This is a genomic window from Halomonas borealis (genome assembly GCF_004798905.1).
Taxonomy (GTDB): Bacteria; Pseudomonadota; Gammaproteobacteria; order Pseudomonadales; family Halomonadaceae; genus Halomonas; species Halomonas borealis.
On sequence record NZ_SDMO01000006.1, the window covers coordinates 109,964 to 132,437 of the forward strand.

Consider the following 22,474-nt stretch of genomic DNA (forward strand, 5'->3'; position numbering starts at 1 on the left):
CGGATCAGGCGACGGCGGGCCCGCGTCGGGACGGGGTGCGCCTAGGCGACGCCCTGGGCCTCGCCATCCGCAGCGGGGGAATAGTCCTCGCGGGCATGGTGATAGAGGACCCCGGCGTAGCCGTTGCGCTGCATCACCTTGAGGATCTTGGCCGGATTCTCGTCGTCCAGGGCACGGCGCAGCTTGTCGCGCTGCTCATCGTCCAGGGACTCGTGCCAGTGGTAGGGCTCGCCATTCGCGCTGGCCGCCTCGGCTCGGCGGATCAGGTCCATCTCGACCCGGCCGCCATAGCGATACAGCAGGTCGTAGCCTTCCTGAAGGTGCAGGGCCGGCACATCGCACGGCTTCTCCAGGCTTTCCAGCACGTTATAGTAGTAATAGCTGAGCGGTTCCATCATCACTCCTCTCGCGAATGAGGGGCATGGCCCGGCGTCGAGCGCCTGCGGGCCGGGGTGCATGGAGCCGGGGCAACAACGCCGCCGACCTCCCCAAAGCTACACCCAGTGACGCGCCTAGAACAGCCCTGAAAACATCCACCATCCGACGCCCTCGACCCATCACGCGAGACGCCCCCACGGCGGGGCCGTGGGGGCGTCTCGAGCGTCGCTGGAACGCGGCGTCGGGTCAGAAATGCGGCTTGAGCTGCTTCAGCAACGCCTTGAACATCCGCGGACCGGCGGCCATCAGCTGGCCTTCGGTGGTGACCGAGGGTTGGCCGTCCGGAACCCCCTGCAGGGCGCCGGATTCCTTGAGCAGCAACGAGCCAACCAGCAGGTCCTGCTCCTCGATGCCCATCACGAAGGCGGCATCGACGCGGCCGGCAGCCAGATCGGCGATATCCAGCAGCCCACAACCGGAGGCCCGCATCAGCTCAATCTGGGGCGCCAGCTGCTGGGTGACCGTCAGGTAGGACGGCAGCTGGCGCTCGCGCAGCCAGCTGTCCGGCAGGCTCATGGCGATGCGCGAGCCCGGAATCGCGGTGGCCCGGGAAACCCGCAGACGCTTGCCGTTGAGCTGGGCACCGCGGCCACGGCTGGCCAGGTATTCGTCATCGCTGAAGGGGCAGATCACCACCGCATGCTCCGGACGGCCCTTGACCAGGCATACCAACGACAGCGCGAAGCTCGGCGCGGCGACGGACAGGTTGGAATAGCCGTGGAAGGGTTCGATGCGCCACAGCACGTCGGCCCCTTCGTCTTCGCCGGCGCGGTGCGGCGTGTAGCGACCCACGACGCCGTGCTGGGGGTAACCGCGGGACAGCTGGCGCGTGATCAGCGCCTCGGCGTTGCGCGCGGTGTCCTCGAGCAGCTTGTCGAGATTGTGTTCCTCGTGAGAGTTTTCGATACGCTCACGGATACGCAGGAACTGTTCGCCGGCACTGCGCGCGGCACGCAGGGCGTATTGGACCATCGGATGCATGATCAGGCCTTGGGGAGTCGGTGGTGTTAAAGAACGGGTCGGCGCGAATCCTAGCAGAAGCACGGCTACCGCGCCATGCGCCCGCAGCCCGCAGCCCGCAGCCCGCAGCCCGCAGCCCGCATGCTAGACTACGCCCCTGCATTCTTCGTCAGCCCCAACCGGACCCCCTCTATGCTCGAGCGCATCCGTATCGTCTTGATCGGCACCAGTCATCCCGGCAACATCGGCGGCGCCGCCCGTGCCATGCACAACATGGGCCTGGCCGACCTGGCCCTGGTGGCACCCCGCTGCGAAGCGCTCACCGCGGACACCGTGTCACGCGCCTCCGGCGCCGATGCCCTGGTGCATGATGCCCGCAGCGTGGAGACGCTGGAGGAGGCCGTCGCCGACTGCACCCTGGTAGTCGGCGCCAGCGCCCGCTCACGCACCCTGCCCTGGCCGATGGTCACCCCACGGGCGCTCGGCGAGCGGCTGCCCGAAGAGCTATCCTCATCGGAGAACCGCGTGGCGCTGGTCTTCGGCCGCGAGGACAGCGGCCTCACCAACGCCGAGCTGCAACGCTGCCACGCCCATGTGCACATCCCCACCAACCCCGACTTCAGCTCGCTGAACCTCGCCGCCGCGGTGCAGGTACTGGCCTACGAATGCCGGCTGGCCTGGCTCGAGCATGGCGAGCCCCCGCAGGAAGCGTCCGACGCCCCGACACTGGCCAGCCACGAGGAACTGGAGCACTACTTCACGCACCTCGAGCGCGCCCTGATCGCCATCGGCTTCCATGATCCGGCACAGCCGCGCCAGCTGATGGCACGGCTGCGCCGCTTCACCCTGCGCGCCCGGCCGGAGCGCATGGAGCTCAACATCCTGCGCGGCATCCTCTCGAGCACCGAGAAACTGGCCCACCCCGAGCGACCGGCCACCGGCGAGCGCGCGGCGCACGACTGAGCCGCCAGCGCTTGAAGCCGGCTCGCCACACCCTCACTATGAAGGCAGCGTCGCGACCTCTGACACCGTCGGCGCCTCGTCCTCAGGCTCTTCAACCAAGGATCCGCCGCATGTTTCAACGTCTGCGCGAAGACATCAACAGCGTATTCGACCGTGACCCGGCGGCGCGCAACTTCCTGGAAGTGCTCACCAACTATCCCGGACTCCACGCCCTGCTCGCCCACCGCCTGAGCCACCGGCTGTGGCGCAGGAACTTCAAGTGGCTGGCGCGCACCCTGTCGAGCCTGGCGCGCTGGTTCACCGGCATCGAGATTCACCCCGGGGCGAGTATCGGACGACGCTTCTTCATCGACCACGGCATGGGCGTGGTGATCGGCGAGACCGCCGAGGTCGGCGACGACGTCACCCTCTATCAGGGCGTGACCCTGGGCGGCACCAGCTGGAACAAGGGCAAGCGTCACCCCACCCTGGAAGACGGCGTGATCGTCGGCGCCGGGGCCAAGATCCTCGGCCCGTTCAGCGTCGGCGCCGGGGCCAAGGTCGGCTCCAATGCGGTGATCACCAAGGAGGTGCCGGCCGGCGCCACCGTGGTAGGCATCCCCGGCAAGGTGGTCAAGCGCGACGAGCCCGACACCGTCACCCCGCTCTCGGTCGACCCCGAACGCCGCGAGGCCATGCGCCGCAAGTTCGGCTTCGATGCCTACGGCGTCAGCCAGGACATGCCCGACCCGGTGGCGCGCTCGATGCAGGCCATGCTCGACCACATGCACGCGGTGGACGAGCGCGTCGAGCACATGTGCTCGGCGCTGCGCCAGATCGACGCCGGCTTCCGCGACAGCCATCTGCCCGAGCTGCGCGACGAAGACTTCGCCAACGTGCTCGCCGACGTGGACAGCTGCTGCGGCCCCCAGGGTGAGCCGCCGGCCGACGCCGACCGACCCGATGCCGAACGACAGGACACGGCGGCGAAGCAGCGCCATAATGGTTGACCCTCATACTCGGGTTTCCTCATAATACTCCCCCGATCCGACGCCGCCGGAATCGGCCCGCCTCGCCGTGGGCCGAGGCCCGTACCGGCACCGAGGTAATACCCCCATGCGCCTGACCACCAAGGGACGCTACGCCGTCACCGCCATGCTCGACCTGGCCATGCATGCCGACGCAGGCCCAACCAGCCTCGCCGACATCTCGCGGCGCCAGGAGATCTCGCTGTCCTATCTCGAGCAGCTGTTCGCCCGCCTGCGGCGCGGTGGGCTGGTCGACAGCGTGCGCGGCCCCGGCGGCGGCTACCTGCTGGCGCTGGCGCCGGCCGACATCTCGGTGGCCCGGGTGATCGACGCGGTCAACGAATCGGTCGACGCCACCCGCTGTGGTGGCCTGTCGGACTGCCAGCAGGGGGATACCTGCCTGACCCACCATCTGTGGAACGAGCTGTCCGACCAGATCCACGGCTATCTCGAGAGCGTGACCCTGGGCCAGCTGGCCGGTCGCGAGGAATTCCGCCGCATCGCCACGCGCCAGCGGCAACGCCTCGACGACAACCAGATCCCCACCGTCTCGTCCTGATCCTCTTACCGGTTTGAACCATGAGCGCATCCGTCTACCTCGATTACGCCGCCACCACCCCCGTCGACCCGCGGGTCGCCGAGGTCATGAGCCGCTACCTGACCCTGGAAGGCACCTTCGCCAACCCGGCCTCGCGTAGCCACATGCCCGGCTGGCAGGCCGAACAGGCCGTGGAGAGCGCCCGCCGCCAGGTCGCCGACCTGATCGGCGCCGACCCGCGCGAGATCGTCTGGACCAGCGGTGCCACCGAGGCCAACAACCTCGCGCTGACCGGCTACATGCGCGCCAACCGCGCGCGCGGCCGGCACATGGTGACCTCGAGCATCGAGCACAAGGCGGTGATCGACACGGCGAAGGCGCTGGAGACCGAAGGCTTCGAGGTCAGCTGGCTGGCCCCGGACGCCGACGGCCGGATCTCCCCCGAGGCGCTGCGCTCCGTCATGCGCGACGACACCGTGCTGGTCTCGCTGATGGCGGTGAACAACGAGCTTGGCAGCGTGCATGACCTGGCCACCCTGGCCGAGGTGGCTCACGCAGGCGGCGCGGTCTTCCATACCGATGCCGCCCAGGCGACCGGGAGAATCCCGCTCGACGTCGCCGCCCAGGGCATCGACCTGATGTCGCTCTCCGGCCACAAGGCCTACGGCCCCAAGGGGGTGGGCGCGCTCTACGTGAAACGCGACCCGGACCTACGCCTCGCCGCGCTGATCCACGGCGGCGGCCACGAGCGCGGCATGCGTTCCGGCACTCTGCCGACCCATCAGATCGCCGGCATGGGCGAGGCCTTCGCCCTGGCGACCGCCGAAGGCGAGCAGGACCAGGCACGCATCCAGGCCCTGCGCGACCGCTTCCTCGCCGGGCTCGATGACCTCGAAGGCGTTCATCACAACACCACGATCGACCAGGCGGTGCCCAACATCCTCAACCTGGCCTTCGAGGGCGTCGACGGCGAATCACTGCTGATGGCGCTGCGCAACATCGCGCTATCCACCGGCTCGGCCTGCAACTCGGCCAGCGTCGAGCCATCCTATGTACTGAAGGGCATCGGCGTGCCGCGCCGTCTGGCGCTGGCCTCGCTACGCTTCAGCTTCGGACGCTTCACCACCGACGCCGACATCGACCGCACCCTAGAGGCCCTGCGACACGCCTTGCTCGGCCTGCGCCGCTGACCCACAGCGCGTGACGGCCAGCGTTTCGTACACGACCTCTGACTCCGCAGGAGAAACATCATGGCGACACTCTCGATCACCACCGCCGCCGCCGACCAGATCCGTCAGGTGCTCGGCGAGCGCGGCCACGGCCTGGGCCTGCGGGTCTCGGTCAAGCCCAGCGGCTGCTCCGGCTACAGCTACGTGCTCGACTTCGCCGACGAGGCGGCCAACGACGACATCATCGTCGAGGAACACGGCGTGAAGGTCTACGTGGCCCCGGAAGCCCTGGAAGTCCTCGACGGCAGCGAAGTGGACTACGTCTCGGAAGGCCTCAACCGCTACTTCCGCTTCAACAACCCCAACGTCAAGGACGAATGTGGTTGCGGCGAGAGCTTCAGCGTCTGAGCCCGTGCCACTGATTGTCCATCGTCGCCCGGGGACGGTATACTCTGCGACCAATTCGGCGCCCGGCGCCGAACTGCCTCTTTCTCCGGCCTCGTGCCGCCCCGGCCCTCCCGGGGCGGCACGAGGCCGTCAACGCTCGTGACTTCCCCAACTGGAGACACACCATGGCTACCGAACGCACCCTGTCCATCATCAAGCCCGACGCCGTCGCCAAGAACGCCATCGGCGAGATCGAGAGCCGCTTCGAGAAGGCCGGCCTGAAGATCGTCGCCGCCAAGATGATCAACCTCTCCCAGGAGAAGGCCGAAGGCTTCTACGCCGAGCACAAGGAGCGTCCCTTCTTCGGCGCGCTGGTCGGCTTCATGACCTCCGGCCCGGTCGTCGTGCAGGTGCTGGAAGGCGAGAACGCCATCGCCACCAACCGCGACCTGATGGGCGCGACCAACCCGAAGGAAGCCGAGGCCGGCACCATCCGCGCCGACTTCGCCGAGTCCATCGACGCCAACGCCGTCCACGGCTCCGACGCGCCGGAATCCGCGGCACGTGAAATCGCCTACTTCTTCGAAGACAGCGAGATCTGCCCCCGCTGAGGGAGACGCCGATCGATGGCCGCACCGGCGGCCCGATCGGCCGTTTCCTTCCGCCATGGCAGCCTCACTGCCGAGCGGGGGCGATCGTGCCCCCGCATCTTGCCCCACCGACTCCGCTGACCGCCCATGACCGCCACCAATGCTTCCCAACGCTCCAATCTGCTCGGCATGACGCGCGAGGAGATGGAAGCCTTCTTCCTTTCCATCGGCGAGAAGAAATTCCGTGCCGCTCAGGTGATGAAATGGATCCATCACGAGGGCTGTGACGATTTCGCGGCCATGACCAACCTCTCCAAGGCGCTGCGCACGCGTCTCGAGGAGGTCGCCGAGATCCGCGGACCCAGCGTGGTCTACGAGGGCTCCTCCAGCGACGGCACTCGCAAGTGGGTGCTGGAAGTGGAGGACGGCAGCTACGTGGAGACGGTGTTGATCCCCGCCGAGAACGGCAAGCGCCGTACCCTCTGCGTCTCCTCCCAGGTCGGCTGCTCGCTGGAGTGCAGCTTCTGCTCCACCGGCAAGCAGGGCTTCCAGCGCAACCTCACCGCCGCCGAGGTCATCGGCCAGGTGTGGGTCGCCAGCAACAGCTTCGGCCCGCGCAAGGACACCGCCAACCGCCCGGTCACCAACGTGGTGATGATGGGCATGGGCGAACCGCTACTGAATTACGATAACGTCGTGCCGGCGATGAAGCTGATGCTCGACGACAACGGCTACAGCCTTTCCAAGCGCCGCGTCACGCTCTCCACCTCCGGCGTGGTGCCGATGCTCGATCGCCTCGGCGACGAGCTCGACGTGAGCCTGGCCATCTCGCTGCATGCGGCCAACGACGAGCTGCGCAACGAGCTGGTACCGCTCAACCGCAAGTACAACATCCGTACTCTGCTCGACGCCTGCCAACGCTATCTGGCCAAGTGCGACGACGCCCGCGTGGTCACCATCGAGTACACCATGATGAAGGACGTCAACGATCAGCAGCAGCACGCGCGCGAGCTCGCCGAGGTGCTCAAGGATCTGCCCTGCAAGATCAACCTGATCCCGTTCAACCCCTTCCCGCACTCGGGCTACGAGACGCCGTCGCGCAACCAGACCATGCGCTTCCAGCAGTGGCTGGCCGACCTGGGCTACACCGCGCCGGTGCGCTCCACCCGCGGCGACGACATCGATGCCGCCTGTGGCCAGCTGGTGGGCCGCGTCAAGGACCGCACCAAGCGCCATGCCCGTTACATCCAGTCGATCCAGATCGACGCCGACTGAGCTCGGGGAGCGCCTTGACTTCCACCGGGCACGACGCTTTGATGGTCGGGCCTTTTTCACCCACGGTCGAAGGCCCCATGCCACCGCCCAGCGAGGATGCCATGACACGCCGCCCGCACGGCTCCCGACAGCTATCCGTCACCGTCGTCCTGGCGAGCGTCCTCTGGCTGACCGGCTGCGCCACACGGCCCGGCGTGACGGCACCCCAGACGGACACCGGCGAACCGGTCGCCGCCTACACCCGGCTCGGCACCGCCTACCTCGAGCGCAACAACCTGCCGCGCGCGCTCTCGGCCCTGGACCGCGCCCTGGAACTCGACGCCGACGCCCCCGAGGCGCTGCAGGCCATGGCCATCGTCTACCAGCGTCAGGGCGAGACGTCGCTCGCCGGCGAGACCTTTCGTCGCGCGCTCGAGGCCGCCCCCGAACTGACCCAGGCACGCAACAACTATGCTGCCTTCCTGTATGATCAGGGGCGTATCCGCGAGGCCTGCCAGCAGCTCGAACGGGCTACTGCCGACACTCAGTACGCCAACCGAGCCCAGCTGTTCACCAACCTGGGCCAGTGCCAGCGCCGTCGCGGCGATACCCAGGCCGCCCGCGAGAGCCTGCGGCGCGCCCAGCGCATCGATCCGCGGCGCGCAAACAGCTACCTGCGCCTCGCCCAGCTCGAGTACGACCAGGGCCGCTACGCGCTTGCCGAGCAGCAGCTCCAGGGCTACCGGCGCCGAGCCGGTGCCACGCCGGCGGCACAACGGCTGTCCGAGGACCTCGCGAGCGAATCGTCGACGGCCCCCGCTGACGCGCCCTGACGCCGTTTTTCCATGAAGGATGCATGCATGAGCGACACCCCTTATTCGGAGCCCGACGCAGCCGCCTCCCAGGCCTCTCCCGGCGAACTGCTGCGCCGCCAGCGCGATGCCCTGGCGCTGTCTCGTGGCGAGGTCGCCGAGGCCCTGAACCTGCGCCTGGCCGTGATCGACGGCCTGGAGCATGACCACTATGAAGAGGTCCCGATCGCCACCTATCGGCGTGGCTACCTGCGCAGTTACGCCAGCCTGCTGGGGCTCGACCCCGAGCAGGTACTGGCCGCCTACCAGGCACGCCACGGCGGCAACGATGCGGAGACCCGGGTCACCCCGGTGCACGTGGTCAACAAGCCGCCCTCGCGGCTCGGCGCCTGGCTGTTCCGCCTGGCGACCGTGCTGGTGATCGCCGGCCTGATCGGCCTGACCCTGATGTGGTGGCAAAGCCGCGGCGGCAGCCAACCGCCCACCCCGGGCGACAATGCCCCGGTCGCGGTGGACAGCCTCGACGGCACCACCATCACCGAGGGCGGCGACGCGACGAGCGACGAGCTCGACGACAGCACCGGCGACTGGACCCGCGAGGTCGCCACCACCAGCGCCGACGAGGCCGCCCCGGCCGAGACCGAGGCGGGCTCCGTCGAGGACGACGCCGAAGGTGACACCCCCGCCGCGCCGAGCGAGCCCGCCGACGAGGCGACGCCCGACACCGACAGCGACGCGTCCAGCGATGCCGAGAGCGTCGCCGTGGCCGAAGACGGCGACGATGCCGCCGCCGAGACGGCCGGCGATCCGCGGGTGCTGGAGCTGACCTTCGACGAATCGTCCTGGACCGAGATCTTCGACGCCAACGACCAACGCGTCTTCGTCGGCCTCCAGGAGGCCGACACCACGGCCCGCGTCGAGGGCGAGCCGCCCTTCCGCCTGACCGTGGGCAACGCCACCGGCGTCGCGCTGACCTGGCAAGGCGAGTCCGTGGATCTGGCCTCGCACACCGGCGCCAACAACGTCGCCCGTTTCACTCTGGGAGAATGAGTCCGACCATGCACGCTACATCGCCCATCACCCGTCGCCAGTCTCGCCGTATCCATATCGGCCAGGTGCCGGTCGGCGGCGGCGCCCCCATCTCCGTGCAGAGCATGACCAACACCGACACCCACGACGTGGCGGCTACCGTGGCGCAGATTCGCCAGCTGGAGACGGCCGGCGCCGACATCGTGCGCGTCTCGGTACCGACCATGGACGCCGCGGAGGCCTTCGGTCGCATCAAGCGCGAGGTGGACGTCCCGCTGGTCGCGGACATCCACTTCGACTATAAGATCGCCCTGCGCGTCGCCGAGCTCGGCGTCGACTGCCTGCGCATCAACCCCGGCAACATCGGCCGCGAAGACCGCGTCCAGGCCGTGGTCAGCGCCGCCCGTGACAACGGCATCCCGATCCGCATCGGCGTCAACGCAGGCTCCTTGGAGAAGGACCTGCAGAAGAAATACGGCGAGCCGACCCCCGAGGCGCTGGTCGAGTCGGCGATGCGTCACATCGACCATCTCGAACGCCTCGACTTCCCCGATTTCAAGGTCAGCGTCAAGGCCTCCGACGTGTTCATGGCGGTGGCCGCCTACCGCGACCTGGCGGCGCGCATCGAGCAGCCGCTGCACCTCGGCATCACCGAGGCCGGCGGCCTGCGCTCGGGCACCGTCAAGTCGTCCATCGGGCTCGGCATGCTGCTGATGGATGGCATCGGCGACACCCTCCGCGTATCGCTGGCCGCCGATCCGGTCGAGGAGGTCAAGGTCGGCTTCGACATGCTCAAGAGCCTGCGACTGCGGGCCAAGGGCATCAACTTCGTCGCCTGCCCGAGCTGTTCGCGCCAGAACTTCGACGTCATCGGCACCATGAACGAACTCGAGGAGCGCCTCGAAGATGTCATGACACCGCTCGACGTCTCGGTCATCGGCTGCGTCGTCAACGGCCCGGGCGAGGCCAAGGAAAGCGACATCGGCCTGACCGGCGGCAGCCCCGCCAACCTCGTCTACATCGACGGCAAGCCGGCCAGCAAGCTGCGCAACGACCACCTGGTCGACGACCTCGAACGGATGATCCGCGACAAGGTCCGCGAGAAAGAACAAGCCGAGCAGGATGTCATCGCCCGGGACGCCTGAGGCGTGCCGACAAGGAGCCAGCATTGAGCAAGCCCCAAGCAAATAGCAAAGAGCCGAGCGGCAAGAAGATCCAGGCCATTCGCGGCATGAACGACCTGCTACCGGACCAGTCCCCGCTGTGGCAGTACTTCGAGGGCCAGATGCGCGCGCTCATGGGCCGCTATGGCTATGACGAGATCCGCACGCCCATCGTCGAGCAGACCGCGCTGTTCAAGCGCTCCATCGGCGAGGTCACCGACATCGTCGAGAAGGAAATGTACACCTTCGAGGACCGCAACGGCGACAGCCTGACGCTGCGTCCCGAAGGCACGGCGAGCTGCGTGCGTGCCGCCATGGAACACGGCCTGTTGCACAACCAGACCCAGCGGCTGTGGTACCAGGGCCCGATGTTCCGTCACGAGCGCCCCCAGAAGGGGCGCTACCGGCAGTTCCATCAGGTCGGCGTGGAGACCTTCGGCCTCGAGGGGCCGGACATCGACGCCGAGCTGATCCTGCTCTCGGCGCGGCTGTGGAAGCAGCTCGGGCTGTTCGAACACGTCACCCTGGAGCTCAACTCCCTGGGCTCGCCGGAGGCGCGCGCCGCCTACCGCGACACCCTGGTGGCCTACTTCGAACAGCACATGGAGGTGCTCGACGAGGACTCGCGTCGCCGGCTCGCGACCAACCCGCTGCGCATCCTCGACGCCAAGAATCCGGACATGGCGCCGATGCTGGCCGATGCGCCGCGGCTGATGGATCACCTGGACGCCGAATCGAAGGAACACTTCGAGCGCCTGACCGCCATCCTCGACGAGGCCGGCATCGCCTATACGATCAACCCGCAGCTGGTGCGCGGCCTGGACTACTACTCGCGCACCGTCTTCGAGTGGACCACCACGGCACTGGGCAGCCAGGGCACGGTGTGTGCCGGCGGGCGCTACGACGGCCTGGTCGAGCAGCTCGGCGGCAAGCCGGTGCCGGCGGTCGGCTTCGCCATGGGCATCGAGCGCCTGATCCTGCTGCTCGACACCCTGGACCTAGTGCCCGACGAGGCCCGCGGCGACCTGGATGTCTACCTGCTGCCGATGAGCGAGGCCACCGAGTCGGCCGCCCTGCTGCTGGGTGAGCGCCTGCGCGAGGCGCACCCCGAGCTCCGCGTGCAGCTGCACTGCGGCGGCGGCAGCTTCAAGAGCCGCATCAAGAAGGCCGACAAGAGCGGTGCCCGCCTGGCCCTACTGCTCGGCGAGGACGAACTCGCCGAAAACACCGTGACGCTGAAGTTCCTGCGCGAGGAGCGCGAACAGCAGCGCCTCGACCAGGACGCGCTCGCCGACACCCTCGCCTCCCTGCTGGCAGGCCAAGCCTGACGCCCGAGGATAGACAAGGAGACCGCCCGTGGCGGAGATGAGAACGGAAGAAGAACAGCTCGAAGCCATCAAGCGCTGGTGGAAGGAAAACGGCACCTCGCTGATCGCCGGCGCGGCGATCGCCGCCGCCGGTGTCTTCGGCTGGCACACCTGGCAGGACTATCAGGCCGGCCAGGCCGAGGCGGCCTCGGCCTCCTATCAGCAACTGTTGACCCTGAGCAGCCAGGACGAGCTCGATGATGGCGCCCGCCAACAGGTCGAGAGCCTGACGAGCCGCATCGTCGAGGATCACGGCGATAGCCTCTACGCCGATCTGGCGCGCCTGATGGACGCCCGCGTGGCCGTGGGTGCCGGCGATATCGACGCCGCCGCCAGCACCCTGCAAGCGCTGGTCGCCGAGGGCGAGCGCCCCTACCTGCAAGGCGTGGCGCGGCTGCGCCTGGCGCGCCTGCAGCTGGCCGGCGAGGACGCCGAGGCGGCGCTCGCTACCCTCGACGGCGACATCCCCGAGCCGCTGAATGCTCAGCGCGCCGACGTCCGCGGCGATGCCCATCTGGCGCTCGGCGACCGTGAGGCCGCCCGCGAGGCCTGGCAGCAAGCCTTGAGCCTGTCCGAGGCCAGCGACCAATCGCTCTACGGCGTGCAACTCAAACTGGACGATCTGGGCGTCGAGGAGACCTCATGAGCAAGACCACACTCGCCATCGCCGCGACCGCCGCGCTCGGCCTGCTGACCGGCTGTGCCGGCCAGGTCGAGCCCGAGTATCCGCCCAAGGCGCTCGGCGATACCGCCGGCACCACCAGCGTCGACACCCTGTGGGACACCCAGGTCGGCGAGGGGCTGGGCCAGGGCGGCTATCCGCTGGAGCCGGCGCGGGACGGTGACACCCTGTTCGTCGCCGACCATGCCGGCCGCATCGAGGCCATCGACACCGACAGCGGCGAGTCTCGTTGGCACATCGAGCTCGACGCCGGCGTCTCCAGCGGCCTGACCGCGGTGGCCGAGCGCGTCTACCTCGGCACCCGCAACGGCGAGGTGCTGGCCATTGACCAGTCCGACGGCGAGGTGCTGTGGCGCACCCGCGTCAACAGCGAGGTGCTGGCCGCTCCCCAGGCCAACCGCCAGCTGGTCGTCGTGCAGGCGGTGGACGGCAGCGTGACCGCCCTGGATCGCGCCAGCGGCACCGAACGTTGGGTCTACAGCGGCAGCCGCCCGGCCCTGACCCTGCGCCACACCGGCACCCCGCGGATCATCGATCAGGTGACCTTCGCCGGCCAGGCCAACGGCCAGCTGGTCACCCTGGACAATCGCCGTGGCGAGCCGCTGTGGGAGCGCCGCATCGCCGTCCCCGAGGGCCGTAGCGAGATCGAACGCCTGGTCGACCTGGCCGGCCAGCCGCTGCTGACCCCCGACGGGCGCCTGTTCGTGACCAGCTATCACGGTCGCCTGGCGGCGCTCAAGGCCACCAGCGGCGAGATCCTGTGGGCGCGCGACATCTCCAGCTACCGCAGCCCGATCCTGGCCGGCGACTACCTGTTCGTGGTCGACGAGGCTAGCCATGTGATGGCCATCAATGCCGGCAACGGCGACACTATCTGGGAGCTCGACGACCTCGAAGGGCGCGAGCTCACCGACCCGGCCTTCGCGGACGGCCGACTGGTGGTCGGCGACTTCGAGGGCTACCTGCACCTGATCGATGCCCGCGAGGGCGGCCTGGTCGGCCGCACCGAGGTCGACGACACCGTCAGCGTGGCTCCGCTCACCGACGGCAAGCGCGTCTACGCCCTGGCCGACGACGGCAGCCTAGAGGCCCTGGAACTGCAACCATGAATCCCGTTATCGCACTGGTCGGCCGCCCCAATGTGGGCAAGTCGACCCTGTTCAACCGCCTGACGCGTACCCGTGACGCCCTGGTGGCCGACTTTCCCGGGCTGACCCGGGACCGCAAGTACGGCAATGGCATGCTCGGCGGCAAGGCCTACACGGTGATCGACACCGGCGGCATCAGCGGCGACGAGGCGGGCATCGATGCGGCCATGGCCGAGCAGTCGCTGCAGGCCATCGACGAAGCCGACATCGTGCTGTTCATGGTCGACGGCCGCAGCGGCCTGAACGTGGCCGATGAGGCCATCGCCAATCACCTGCGCATCAACCAGAAGAAGACCTGGCTGGTGGTCAACAAGACCGACGGCCTGGAAGAGCATTCCGCCATGGCCGATTTCTGGCAGATCGGCCTCGGCTCGCCCTACCCGATCGCCGCCGCCCACGGTCGCAATGTCACCACGCTGATCGACGAGGTGCTCACGCCCTTCCCCGAGCGCGATGCCGACATCCCCGCCGATACCGGCACCAAGGGCATCCGCATCGGCGTGATCGGCCGCCCCAACGTCGGCAAGTCGACGCTGGTCAACCGCCTGCTCGGCGAGGATCGGGTGGTGGTCTTCGACGAGGCCGGCACCACCCGCGATGCCATCGAGATCCCCTTCGAGCGGCGCGGCGAGCCCTACGTGCTGGTCGACACCGCCGGCGTGCGGCGACGCAAGAACGTCAGCGAGACCACCGAGAAGTTCTCGATCATCAAGGCCCTCGAGGCGATCAAGGAATGCCACGTCGCGGTCATGGTGCTCGACGCCAGGAGCGGCCTGGTGGAGCAGGACCTGCACCTGCTCGACTACGTGCTGACCAGCGGCCGCGCGCTGGTGCTGGCGGTCAACAAGTGGGACGGCCTGGAGAGCGAGGCCAAGGACAAGATGCGCACCGAGATCAAGCGCCGCCTGGGCTTCGCCGACTACGCCGACCTGCACTTCATCTCGGCGCTGCACGGCACCGCGGTGGGCGACCTCTACCCGTCCATCGAGCGCGCCTTCGCCTCGGCCAACAGCCACTGGTCGACCAACCGCCTGACCAACATCCTGCGCGACGCCGTGGAGCAGCACCCGGCGCCGATGATCAACGGCCGGCGTATCAAGCTGCGCATGGCCCACCAGGGCGGCAGCAACCCGCCGATCATCGTCGTCCACGGCAACCAGACCGAGTCGCTGCCCGAGGCCTACAAGCGCTACCTGACCAACATCTTCCGCAAGGTGCTCAAGGTCCGCGGCACGCCGATACGCTTCGAGTTCCGCTCGGGCAAGAACCCCTACGATCACATGAGCGGCGCCAGCGACCGCGAGAAGGCCAAGAAGCGCGAGCTCAACCGCACCAAGGAATCACGCCGCAGCCGGCGCTGAGTTCCTCGGCGGCCCCGTCGTCGACGCCTGTCGGCGCCGGGGTGAGCCTCGTCGATCGCACACCGCCGGCTCGCGAGCCGGCGGTGTGCGTCTGCCGCCCCGCGGCGAGCGTCCCCCACGCCCCTGCTTCCCCCATGAGCGAGAAACGACCATGCCCCTGAATGTTCCGCGCCGTGGCGCGCGCATGCTGATCCCCGGCTGCCTGGCGCTGCTGCTCGGCGGCTGCCAGGCCCTGTCCCAGGCCGGCCTGCCCACCTTCCAGCCGAAGGTGACCTCGCTGGATGTCGAGGATATCCGCCTCGACTCCCGGCCCCTCGATGCCGGCTCCGCCAGCGACCTCGGCTCGTTGATCGCCACAAGCCTCGGCAGCGGTAGCCTGCCGGTGCAGGCCACCATGGCGATGGGGCTGGAGCTGCCCGCCGGACTCCCCGCCATGCAGATGGACGGCTTCGACTGGCGGCTGGACATGCCCGGGCTCGACTCCGTCGGCGGCCGCTACGACCAGCGGGTAGCCCTGACGCCGGGCGATGACAGCGACCTGCGACTGCCGCTGGCCTTCGACCTGCTCCAGGGCGACCGCGACAAGCTGGCGCCGCTGCTCGACCTGGCCCGGCAGATGGTCCGCAGCGGCGAGCTGCCCACCGGCAGCGAGCTTTCGATCACCCCCGGCGGCCTCAGCGGCCTGGGGGTGAGCCTGCCGTCCGGACTGCTGGCGCCGACCCTGCGCCTCGTCGTCGGCGAAGACGGCACGCTGCGCTCGAGCGGCGCTCAGCCTTCGTCATAGAGCCGCTGGCGGCCGATCCACTGGCAGGCGAACTGCCAGGCCACCCGGCCGCTGCGACCGCCACGCAGGGTGGCGTAACGCAGCGCCTCGGCGCGCGCCTGCTCGTGCCAGTCGCTCGCGGTGCCGAGGCGCTGCGTCCAGTGCTGGCAGGCCTCGAGGTAGGCCTCCTGGGAGCTGGGATGGAAGGCCAGCCACAGCCCGAAGCGGTCGGACAGCGAGATCTTCTCCTCGACGGCGTCGCCGTGATGCAGCTCCTCGCCGACCAGCCGGGTGGCGTCGTTGTCGGCCGGCGATTCGGGCACCAGGTGGCGACGGTTGGAAGTAGCGTAGAGCAGCACGTTCTCGGGCGGCCCGGTCAGGGTGCCGTCGAGCACGCTCTTCAAGGCCTTGTAAGCATCGTCGTGGCCCTCGAAGGAGAGATCGTCGCAGTAGACCACGAAGCGCTGCGGCTGGTGGCGTAGCTGGTTGACCAGCGTCGGCAGGTCGGACAGGTCGTGGCGGTCGACCTGCACCAGGCGCAGGCCTTCGCCTCCCAGGCCGTTGAGCAGCGCGCGCACCAGCGACGACTTGCCGCTGCCCCGGGCGCCCCACAACAGGGCATGGTTGGCCGGGTAGCCGCGCAGGAAGGCGCGGGTATTGTCGACCAGCGCCCGCTTCTGGCGCTCGATGCCGAGCAGGTCGTCGAGCGCCAGGGCATCGCGGGGCGGCACCGGCACCAGGCGCCCACCCAGCGCGTGGCGCTCCCACAGGGCGGCCACGTCATGCGTCCAGTCGACGCCCTCGGCCGCCGGCGGCAGCCAGGGCTCCACCCGGGCCAGCAACGCCAGCAGGCGTTGCGACAGTTCATCGTCCATGCACTTCCTCCGTGATTGCAGGTTTGGCGGTTGACCTGACAAGCGTTCGGGGTATCTTGTGGCGAACGCTTATTCGCCGTCCAGTGGCACCGCCACGGCCGGCCCCCCAGGAGGTCTTTCATGCGCTGGATTCCGTGTCTCGCCGTGGGCGCGCTGAGCATCGCCCTGGCCGCCTGCAGCACCTCGCCCACCGGGCGCTCGCAGCTGACCCTGATGTCCGCCGATCAGCTCGACCAGATGGGTGCCAAGGCCTTCGACCAGTATCAGCAGGAGCGCCCCACCGTCGACGGCGCACCCTACCGACTCGCCCAATGCGTGACCCGCGAGATCGTCGCCAACCTGCCCGCCGAGCTACAGCAGGAGAACTGGCAGGTGCGAGTCTTCGAGGACGACTCGGCCAATGCCTTCGCCCTGCCCGGCGGCTATGTCGGCGTGAACACCGGACTGCTCGAGATCACCGACAACCAGGACCAGCTGGCCTCGGTCATCGGCCACGAGATCGGGCACGTACTGGCCCACCACGCCAACGAACGCGCCTCGACCCAGAACGCCACCCAGCTGGGGCTGTCGGTGCTTTCCTCGGCCGCTGGCCTGGAGGGCGCGGGCGGTCAGCAGGTGATGGCCGCGCTGGGCATGGGCGCCCAGTACGGCATCCTGCTGCCCTTCTCACGCAGCCACGAGAGCGAAGCCGATACCATCGGCCTGCGCCTGATGGCCAACGCCGGCTTCGACCCGCGGGCCAGCATCGCCCTGTGGCAGAACATGGCGAACGCCGGGGGCGGCCAGCCGCCGGAGTGGATGTCCACCCACCCCAGCCACGGCAGCCGCATCTCGGGCCTCGAGTCCGACATGCCCGAGGCGCTGCAGCGCTATCGCCAGGCCGGCGATGCGCCGAACTGCGGACAGCCCTGAGCCTGTAGAAAGCCCTGAGCGGATGGAAAGCCCTGAGCCTGAAGAGAGCTCTGAGCAGGCCTCATGAAAAACGCCCCGAGCCGGACAGCGACTCGGGGCGTTTTGCGAGATGCCACGCGGCGGCCAGGTTGTGTCGGGAAGTCGGCGAGCGAAGGCTAGGGCTAGACCCGCTCCAGGCGGACCAACGCACTTCCCACCTCCATGTGGGGCACAATCGACAAACCGACGAGGATTGCCGATTTGGGCGGCTCCGCTGCTCGAAGAGCGAGTGACAGGATGTCGCTCGTCAAAAGCCGACGTTTACGGGCGTCAGATGCTTAACGCCGTATAGCCGAGCGCAGTCACGTTTCAGGCATTGCCTGGAGACCCCGGCGCAGCGTCTCCAGCACCGGGGCGACGTCCGGGCGCACGCCGCGCCACAGCATGAAGGACTCGGCGGCCTGGCCCACCAGCATGCCCAGGCCGTCGATGGTGGCCGCGCCACGCTCGTCGGCCCAGCGCAGGAAGACCGTCGGCTCGGCGCCGTACATCATGTCGTAGGCGCTGGCCCCGGCGACGAACAGGCCCTCGGGCAACGGCGGCAGTTCGCCACCGAGACTGGCGCTGGTGCCGTTGATCACCAGGTCGTAGGGGCCTTCCAGCGCCTCGAAGCCGCCGCCCGTGACCTCACCCAGGTCCGCGAAGTCCGCCGCCAGCGCCTCGGCCTTCGCGGCGGTGCGGTTGGCGACATGCAGGCACGCCGGGGCTTCCGCGAGCAGCGGCTCCAGCACCCCGCGCACCGCACCACCGGCGCCGAGCACCAGGATGCGCGCGCCGGCAAGTCGCACGCCGCGGCGCCGCAGGTCTCCCACCAGGCCGGCGCCATCGGTGGTGTCGCCGCGGGTCAGCCCGTCGGCCTGCCGAATCAGGGTATTCACCGCCCCGGCACGCTTGGCCCTCGGGGTGAGCGCATCGCACAGCCGGTAGGCCTCCTCCTTGAAGGGGGCGGTGACGTTGGCGCCACGCCCTCCCGCGTCGACGAAGGCGCGCCAGGTGGCGCTGAAACCCTCCAACGGCGGCTCGATGGCGGTGTACTCGAGCGCCTCGTCGGTCTGCTCGGCGAAGGCCGAGTGGATGGCCGGCGACTTCGAGTGGCCTACCGGGTGGCCGAACACGCAGTAACGATCGGTCATGTGTCGCTCTCCTGGGCTGCCTCGCCGAGCCAGTCGTGGGGCTGAAGGTAAGCGTCGAGGGACGCCTCGGGGCTGTCGGGCTCCGGCGTCCAGGCATACTCCCAGCGCGCCAGCGGCGGCATCGACATCAGGATCGACTCGGTGCGCCCGCCGCTCTGCAGGCCGAACAGGGTGCCACGGTCCCAGACCAGGTTGAACTCCACGTAGCGGCCGCGACGATAGAGCTGAAAATCGCGCTCGCGCTCGCCGTAAGGCGTCTCGCGGCGGCGGCGTACGATCGGCAGGTAGGCCTCGAGGAAGCTGTCGCCGACCGCGCGCTGAAAGGCGAAGCAACGATCGAAGCCGCCCTCGTTGAGGTCGTCGAAGAACAGCCCGCCGACGCCACGGGTCTCGTCACGATGTTTGAGGAGGAAGTAGTCGTCGCACCAGGCCTTGTAGCGCGGGTAGACGTCGTCGCCGAAGGGCGCACAGGCGTCCCGCGCCACCCGGTGCCAGTGGCGCACGTCCTCGAGCACCGGGTAGAAGGGCGTCAGGTCATAGCCGCCGCCGAACCACCACACCGGCGCCTCGCCCTCTTTCTCGGCGATCAGGAAGCGCACGTTGCCGTGGCTGGTCGGCACGTGGGGGTTCTCGGGATGCAGCACCCAGGACACGCCCACCGCGTGGAAGCCGCGGCCGGCGAGTTCGGGGCGCGCGGCGGTGGCCGAGGGCGGCAGGGTCGTGCCGTGCACATGGGAGAAGTTGACGCCGCCCTTCTCGAACACGGCGCCGTTCTCGATCACCCGCGAACGGCCGCCGCCGCCCTCGGCGCGCTCCCAGCTGTCCTCGCGGAAGCTGGCCCGGCCGTCCTCGGCGGCCAGGGCCTCGCACAGTCGGTCCTGCAGGTCGAGCAGGTAGGTCTTCACGGGGTCGAGATGGGCGTAGGCCACGGGGCCTCCTTGATCGGCAGCGAAAGGGTCAGTCGCGCAGCACGCGGTCGGTGATCAGGTCGCGGATGGTGCTCGGGCGGTCGTGACCGCCCAGGGGGCCGTCGAGCACGGCGGCGAGCTCGCCCTCGGGCGCCTCGCCGAAGATCGCGCGGACCTCGGCGCCGCTCATCGCCGAGGGCTCACCGGCACGGTTGGCGGAGGTGGAGACGACGGGCCCGCCGAAGGCGTGGCACAGAGCGGCCACCCGCGGGTGGCCGCTGATCCTGAGTGCCACCCGCTCATGCTCACCGCGCACCAGCGCGAGCGAGCGCCCGTTGTCGGGCACCAGCCAGGTGGTGGGCGTCTCGCGGGGCGTCGCCAGGAGCGCGCGACACTCGGCGTCGAGGCCGTCCAGCCAGGGCTCGAACTGGGCGATGTCGGCGGCCACCAGGATCACCCCCTTGGCCGGGTCACGGCGCTTGAGGGCGAGCAGTCGGGTCAGCGCCGCGGCATCATCGGGGTCGCAGCCGAGGCCCCAGACGGCCTCGGTGGGATAACCGATCACGCCGCCGGCGCGCAGCGCGGCCACGGCGTTGGCGAGGGAAGGGTCCTGGATCATCGTGGGGTTCCGGCGGCCTCGGACATGAGCCCGGATTCTACCACGCTCCTGCGGGGCCCGGCAGACGCACCCAGCCGCCGGCCGTGGGACCGGCGCGCCCCTCCAGCTCTAGGGTCAGCAGCCGACGCTGGCAGTCGGCCACCGATAGCCCGGTCAGGCCGACCAGGGCATCGACCGGTGCCGGGGTATCGCTGAGCCAGGCCAGCAGCGGATCGTCTCCATCGTCGGCCTCGGCGGGTGGCGCGTCGGGACGCGCCGGCGGCGCTTCCCAGGCCGGCAACTCGGCGAGGATGTCGTCGACCTCGCGCACCAGCACGCCCCCCTCGCGAATCAACCCCAGGCAGCCGCGTGCCTGGGGGTTGTGGATCGACCCCGGCACGGCGAACACCTCGCGACCCTGCTCCCCGGCCAGTCGAGCGCTGACCAGCGATCCGCTGCGCTCGGCCGCCTCCACCACCAGCACGCCGCACGCCAACCCGGTGACGATGCGATTGCGGCGTGGGAAGAAGCCCGGATGCGGCCTGGTGCCCGGCGGATGCTCGGCGAGCAACAGGCCACCAGGCCCGCGCAGCCGCTCGTGCAGGGCGCGATGACGCGCCGGATAGACCACGTCGACCCCGCCACCCAGTACCGCCACGCTGCGCCCGCCGGCCTCCAGGGCCGCGTGCTGGGCGGCACCGTCGATGCCCAGCGCCATGCCGCTGACCACACTCCAGCCACGCTCGACCAGCGCCCGGGCGAAGCCGGCGGCATTGGCGAGCCCTTCGCGGGTCGGTTTGCGCGTGCCGACCATCGCCAGCCGCGGCGGCGCGAGCGCCGCCAGGTCGCCCCAGGCCCAGAGCACCGGCGGCGGATCGGGGATCTCGGCCAGCAGCCGTGGCCAGGCGGGATGCTCGGGAAACAGCAGGTGGCGGTCCGGGGCCGCCGAGAGCCACGCCTCGTCGGCATCCAGCGCCGCGTTCAGCGGGCTGCGGGAGGGATACTCGAGCCACCATCGCAAGGCGGCGGCCGCCTTGGCCGGCATGACCGCCAGCCAGCCCTCGGGCCAGGCCGGCGAGCGGGCCGCCAGCTCGGACAGCCGGCCGGCCCCGAGGCCGGGCAGGCGCGACAGCAGCAACCACTCACGGGCCGTCGGCATAGGCGTGGCTCCTAGCGTCGTGCCGTGTGCAAGGCCGCCCCCGGCGTGGACAGGCGATCGCCCACCTCCAGGGGGTGGGAGGCGCGCATCACCAGGCCGTAGCTCATCTTCTCGAAGGGGTGCACGACCATCACCAGGCCGGCCTGCTCGCCGGGCAGGCGTAGCGGCTCGCCGGTACGCGGGTCATCGACGAGTTCTCCGCGTTGCTCGACCGCCAGCACATGGCCGGGGGCCAGGCCGTCGCGGATGCCGCGGTCCAGGGCGACCATCCGCCCGCGACCGATGAAGCGCACGCCGCCGGGCACCGACAGGATATGCCCTTCGACGGCCCGATCCGGGGCCCGCGGCTGGAACTCGGTGGCCAGCTCGGAGGCCTCCCGCGGCAGCACGATATCGCCGTTGCGGATCTCCTGATACGCCTGGGTCGCCTCCAGCACCGCGATGTCGCCTTCCTGGCGCAGCCAGCGAGCCTCGCCCACCCTCTCGAGTTCGAGGCCCAGCGGATCGCCGCTGGTCGGGTCGAGGTAACGCTCGCCGCGGCGATAGAGGCCCATGCGGCCGCTCTCGGGCATGCGGCCTCGGGCATAGAAGCGATCGCCGGCACCGCTGATCAAGCGGCCGTCGTCGCCACCCACCACATACCCCAGCGCCTCGAGGCTCGCGGGATCGTCGATGACCCGATGGTCGCGCAGGAACAGGCGTACCGAGGAAAGTGGGATCGGCGCGATGGCCTCTCGCCGCGGGACGGTGCGGACTTCCGGCGACAGGTGCACCACCTCCCGGCCGCGCTCCAGACCCAGGCACGGCCGATCGCCGCAGTCGTCGAGGTAGAGGGTATCGCCCGGATAGATCCGGTGGGGATCGTCGATCTGCGGATTGCCGCGCCACACCTCGAGCCACTGCCAAGGGTGATGCAGGAAGCGTCCGGCGATGTCCCAGAGGGTGTCACCCCGGACCACGCTGTAGCGTTCCGGAGCGTCGTCTCTCAGGCCTTCATCCCAGTCGAGCCCCTGCGCATGGGCACCGGCGGCCAGCACGCCCAACACCAGTCCGCCCAGCCAATGCGTCGCTCGCCTGCCGTGTCCGATCTGCTTCATCGTGTCGCACTCCCGCCCGCTGGCCGCGGCGGCGCCAGGAACCTTATTGCCGTGGTATAGTCTGACGCTATCAATACGATGCGTGAACCGCGGTTCCCCGGCACGCCACAGGCTTCTAGAAT

General features: G+C 69.4%; 24 protein-coding genes. 16 read left to right on the forward strand and 8 right to left on the reverse strand.

Translation table 11 applies throughout. The features are described 5' to 3' along the window. Positions 1-41: 41 nt before the first annotated feature. Together ETC07_RS08030 and ETC07_RS08035 are read right to left on the reverse strand one after the other, a co-directional pair. The gene (locus ETC07_RS08030) at positions 42-398 is read right to left on the reverse strand and encodes a hypothetical protein (protein ID WP_240724594.1); all 357 of its coding nucleotides are present in this window, start codon (positions 396-398) and stop codon (positions 42-44) included. Between the two features lie 226 nt (positions 399-624). Beyond that, complete coding sequence (locus tag ETC07_RS08035) at positions 625-1,419, reverse strand: inositol monophosphatase family protein (RefSeq protein WP_136247983.1); 795 nt, start codon at positions 1,417-1,419, stop codon at positions 625-627. 171 nt (positions 1,420-1,590) lie between these two features. On the opposite strand from ETC07_RS08035, the gene ETC07_RS08045 reads away from it, so the two are divergent. From ETC07_RS08045 to ETC07_RS08115, 15 genes are all read left to right on the forward strand, one after another. After that, positions 1,591-2,361, forward strand: coding sequence for an RNA methyltransferase (locus ETC07_RS08045; protein WP_136247985.1), 771 nt, complete (start codon positions 1,591-1,593; stop codon positions 2,359-2,361). A 110-nt stretch (positions 2,362-2,471) separates the two neighbouring features. Further along, positions 2,472-3,350: a serine O-acetyltransferase gene (cysE, locus tag ETC07_RS08050; protein ID WP_136247986.1), complete on the forward strand. Its 879-nt coding sequence runs from the start codon at positions 2,472-2,474 to the stop codon at positions 3,348-3,350. A 106-nt stretch (positions 3,351-3,456) separates the two neighbouring features. Further along, positions 3,457-3,927 carry a Fe-S cluster assembly transcription factor gene (locus ETC07_RS08055; RefSeq protein ID WP_136247987.1) on the forward strand — a complete coding sequence of 157 codons (471 nt, stop codon included), beginning with the start codon at positions 3,457-3,459 and terminating at the stop codon, positions 3,925-3,927. A gap of 20 nt (positions 3,928-3,947) precedes the next feature. Then, a complete protein-coding gene (locus ETC07_RS08060; protein ID WP_136247988.1) occupies positions 3,948-5,096 on the forward strand; it encodes an aminotransferase class V-fold PLP-dependent enzyme in 1,149 nt (382 codons plus the stop codon). 60 nt (positions 5,097-5,156) lie between these two features. Next, positions 5,157-5,483, forward strand: coding sequence for a HesB/IscA family protein (locus ETC07_RS08065; RefSeq protein WP_136247989.1), 327 nt, complete (start codon positions 5,157-5,159; stop codon positions 5,481-5,483). 164 nt (positions 5,484-5,647) lie between these two features. Further along, positions 5,648-6,073, forward strand: coding sequence for a nucleoside-diphosphate kinase (gene ndk, locus ETC07_RS08070; protein WP_136247990.1), 426 nt, complete (start codon positions 5,648-5,650; stop codon positions 6,071-6,073). Positions 6,074-6,199: 126 nt separating this feature from the next. Beyond that, positions 6,200-7,327, forward strand: coding sequence for a dual-specificity RNA methyltransferase RlmN (gene rlmN, locus ETC07_RS08075; protein WP_136247991.1), 1,128 nt, complete (start codon positions 6,200-6,202; stop codon positions 7,325-7,327). Between the two features lie 101 nt (positions 7,328-7,428). Next, positions 7,429-8,139: a type IV pilus biogenesis/stability protein PilW gene (gene pilW, locus ETC07_RS08080; RefSeq protein ID WP_136247992.1), complete on the forward strand. Its 711-nt coding sequence runs from the start codon at positions 7,429-7,431 to the stop codon at positions 8,137-8,139. Between the two features lie 27 nt (positions 8,140-8,166). After that, a complete protein-coding gene (locus ETC07_RS08085; protein WP_136247993.1) occupies positions 8,167-9,168 on the forward strand; it encodes a RodZ domain-containing protein in 1,002 nt (333 codons plus the stop codon). Positions 9,169-9,176: 8 nt separating this feature from the next. Then, positions 9,177-10,292 carry a flavodoxin-dependent (E)-4-hydroxy-3-methylbut-2-enyl-diphosphate synthase gene (gene ispG / locus ETC07_RS08090; RefSeq protein WP_136247994.1) on the forward strand — a complete coding sequence of 372 codons (1,116 nt, stop codon included), beginning with the start codon at positions 9,177-9,179 and terminating at the stop codon, positions 10,290-10,292. A 23-nt stretch (positions 10,293-10,315) separates the two neighbouring features. Further along, the gene (gene hisS / locus ETC07_RS08095) at positions 10,316-11,638 is read left to right on the forward strand and encodes a histidine--tRNA ligase (protein WP_276605505.1); all 1,323 of its coding nucleotides are present in this window, start codon (positions 10,316-10,318) and stop codon (positions 11,636-11,638) included. Positions 11,639-11,666: 28 nt separating this feature from the next. After that, entirely contained in the window at positions 11,667-12,323 is a 657-nt protein-coding gene (locus ETC07_RS08100) for a YfgM family protein (RefSeq protein WP_136247995.1), read from the forward strand. Further along, complete coding sequence (bamB, locus tag ETC07_RS08105; RefSeq protein WP_136247996.1) at positions 12,320-13,468, forward strand: outer membrane protein assembly factor BamB; 1,149 nt, start codon at positions 12,320-12,322, stop codon at positions 13,466-13,468. Before ETC07_RS08100 ends, bamB begins: the two co-directional genes overlap by 4 nt. After that, positions 13,465-14,868, forward strand: coding sequence for a ribosome biogenesis GTPase Der (gene der, locus ETC07_RS08110; RefSeq protein WP_136247997.1), 1,404 nt, complete (start codon positions 13,465-13,467; stop codon positions 14,866-14,868). Before bamB ends, der begins: the two co-directional genes overlap by 4 nt. Positions 14,869-15,019: 151 nt before the next feature. Further along, on the forward strand, positions 15,020-15,652 hold the full coding sequence (locus ETC07_RS08115; protein WP_136247998.1) for a hypothetical protein: 633 nt from the start codon (positions 15,020-15,022) through the stop codon (positions 15,650-15,652). On the opposite strand, the gene ETC07_RS08120 is transcribed toward ETC07_RS08115, so the two are convergent. Further along, positions 15,637-16,506, reverse strand: coding sequence for an ATP-binding protein (locus ETC07_RS08120; protein WP_136247999.1), 870 nt, complete (start codon positions 16,504-16,506; stop codon positions 15,637-15,639). The genes ETC07_RS08115 and ETC07_RS08120 overlap by 16 nt on opposite strands. Before the next feature lie 120 nt (positions 16,507-16,626). Between ETC07_RS08120 and ETC07_RS08125 the strand changes: the two genes are divergently transcribed. Continuing rightward, positions 16,627-17,418: a M48 family metallopeptidase gene (locus tag ETC07_RS08125; RefSeq protein ID WP_136248000.1), complete on the forward strand. Its 792-nt coding sequence runs from the start codon at positions 16,627-16,629 to the stop codon at positions 17,416-17,418. Between the two features lie 341 nt (positions 17,419-17,759). Here ETC07_RS08125 and aroE read toward each other — a convergent pair whose 3' ends face one another. The 5 genes from aroE to ETC07_RS08150 are packed head-to-tail and all read right to left on the reverse strand — an operon-like array spanning position 17,760 to position 22,352. After that, positions 17,760-18,590 carry a shikimate dehydrogenase gene (aroE, locus tag ETC07_RS08130; RefSeq protein WP_136248001.1) on the reverse strand — a complete coding sequence of 277 codons (831 nt, stop codon included), beginning with the start codon at positions 18,588-18,590 and terminating at the stop codon, positions 17,760-17,762. Beyond that, positions 18,587-19,519 carry an oxygen-dependent coproporphyrinogen oxidase gene (gene hemF, locus ETC07_RS08135; protein WP_136248002.1) on the reverse strand — a complete coding sequence of 311 codons (933 nt, stop codon included), beginning with the start codon at positions 19,517-19,519 and terminating at the stop codon, positions 18,587-18,589. The genes aroE and hemF overlap by 4 nt, the downstream gene beginning before the upstream one ends. Before the next feature lie 28 nt (positions 19,520-19,547). Then, positions 19,548-20,117, reverse strand: a complete 570-nt coding sequence (locus ETC07_RS08140) for an L-threonylcarbamoyladenylate synthase (protein ID WP_136248003.1) — start codon at positions 20,115-20,117, stop codon at positions 19,548-19,550. 37 nt (positions 20,118-20,154) lie between these two features. Beyond that, positions 20,155-21,255 (reverse strand): DNA-processing protein DprA, encoded by a 1,101-nt coding sequence (gene dprA / locus ETC07_RS08145; protein ID WP_136248004.1) that lies wholly within the window; start codon positions 21,253-21,255, stop codon positions 20,155-20,157. Between the two features lie 11 nt (positions 21,256-21,266). Further along, positions 21,267-22,352, reverse strand: coding sequence for a LysM peptidoglycan-binding domain-containing protein (locus ETC07_RS08150; RefSeq protein ID WP_136248005.1), 1,086 nt, complete (start codon positions 22,350-22,352; stop codon positions 21,267-21,269). Positions 22,353-22,474: the final 122 nt, after the last annotated feature.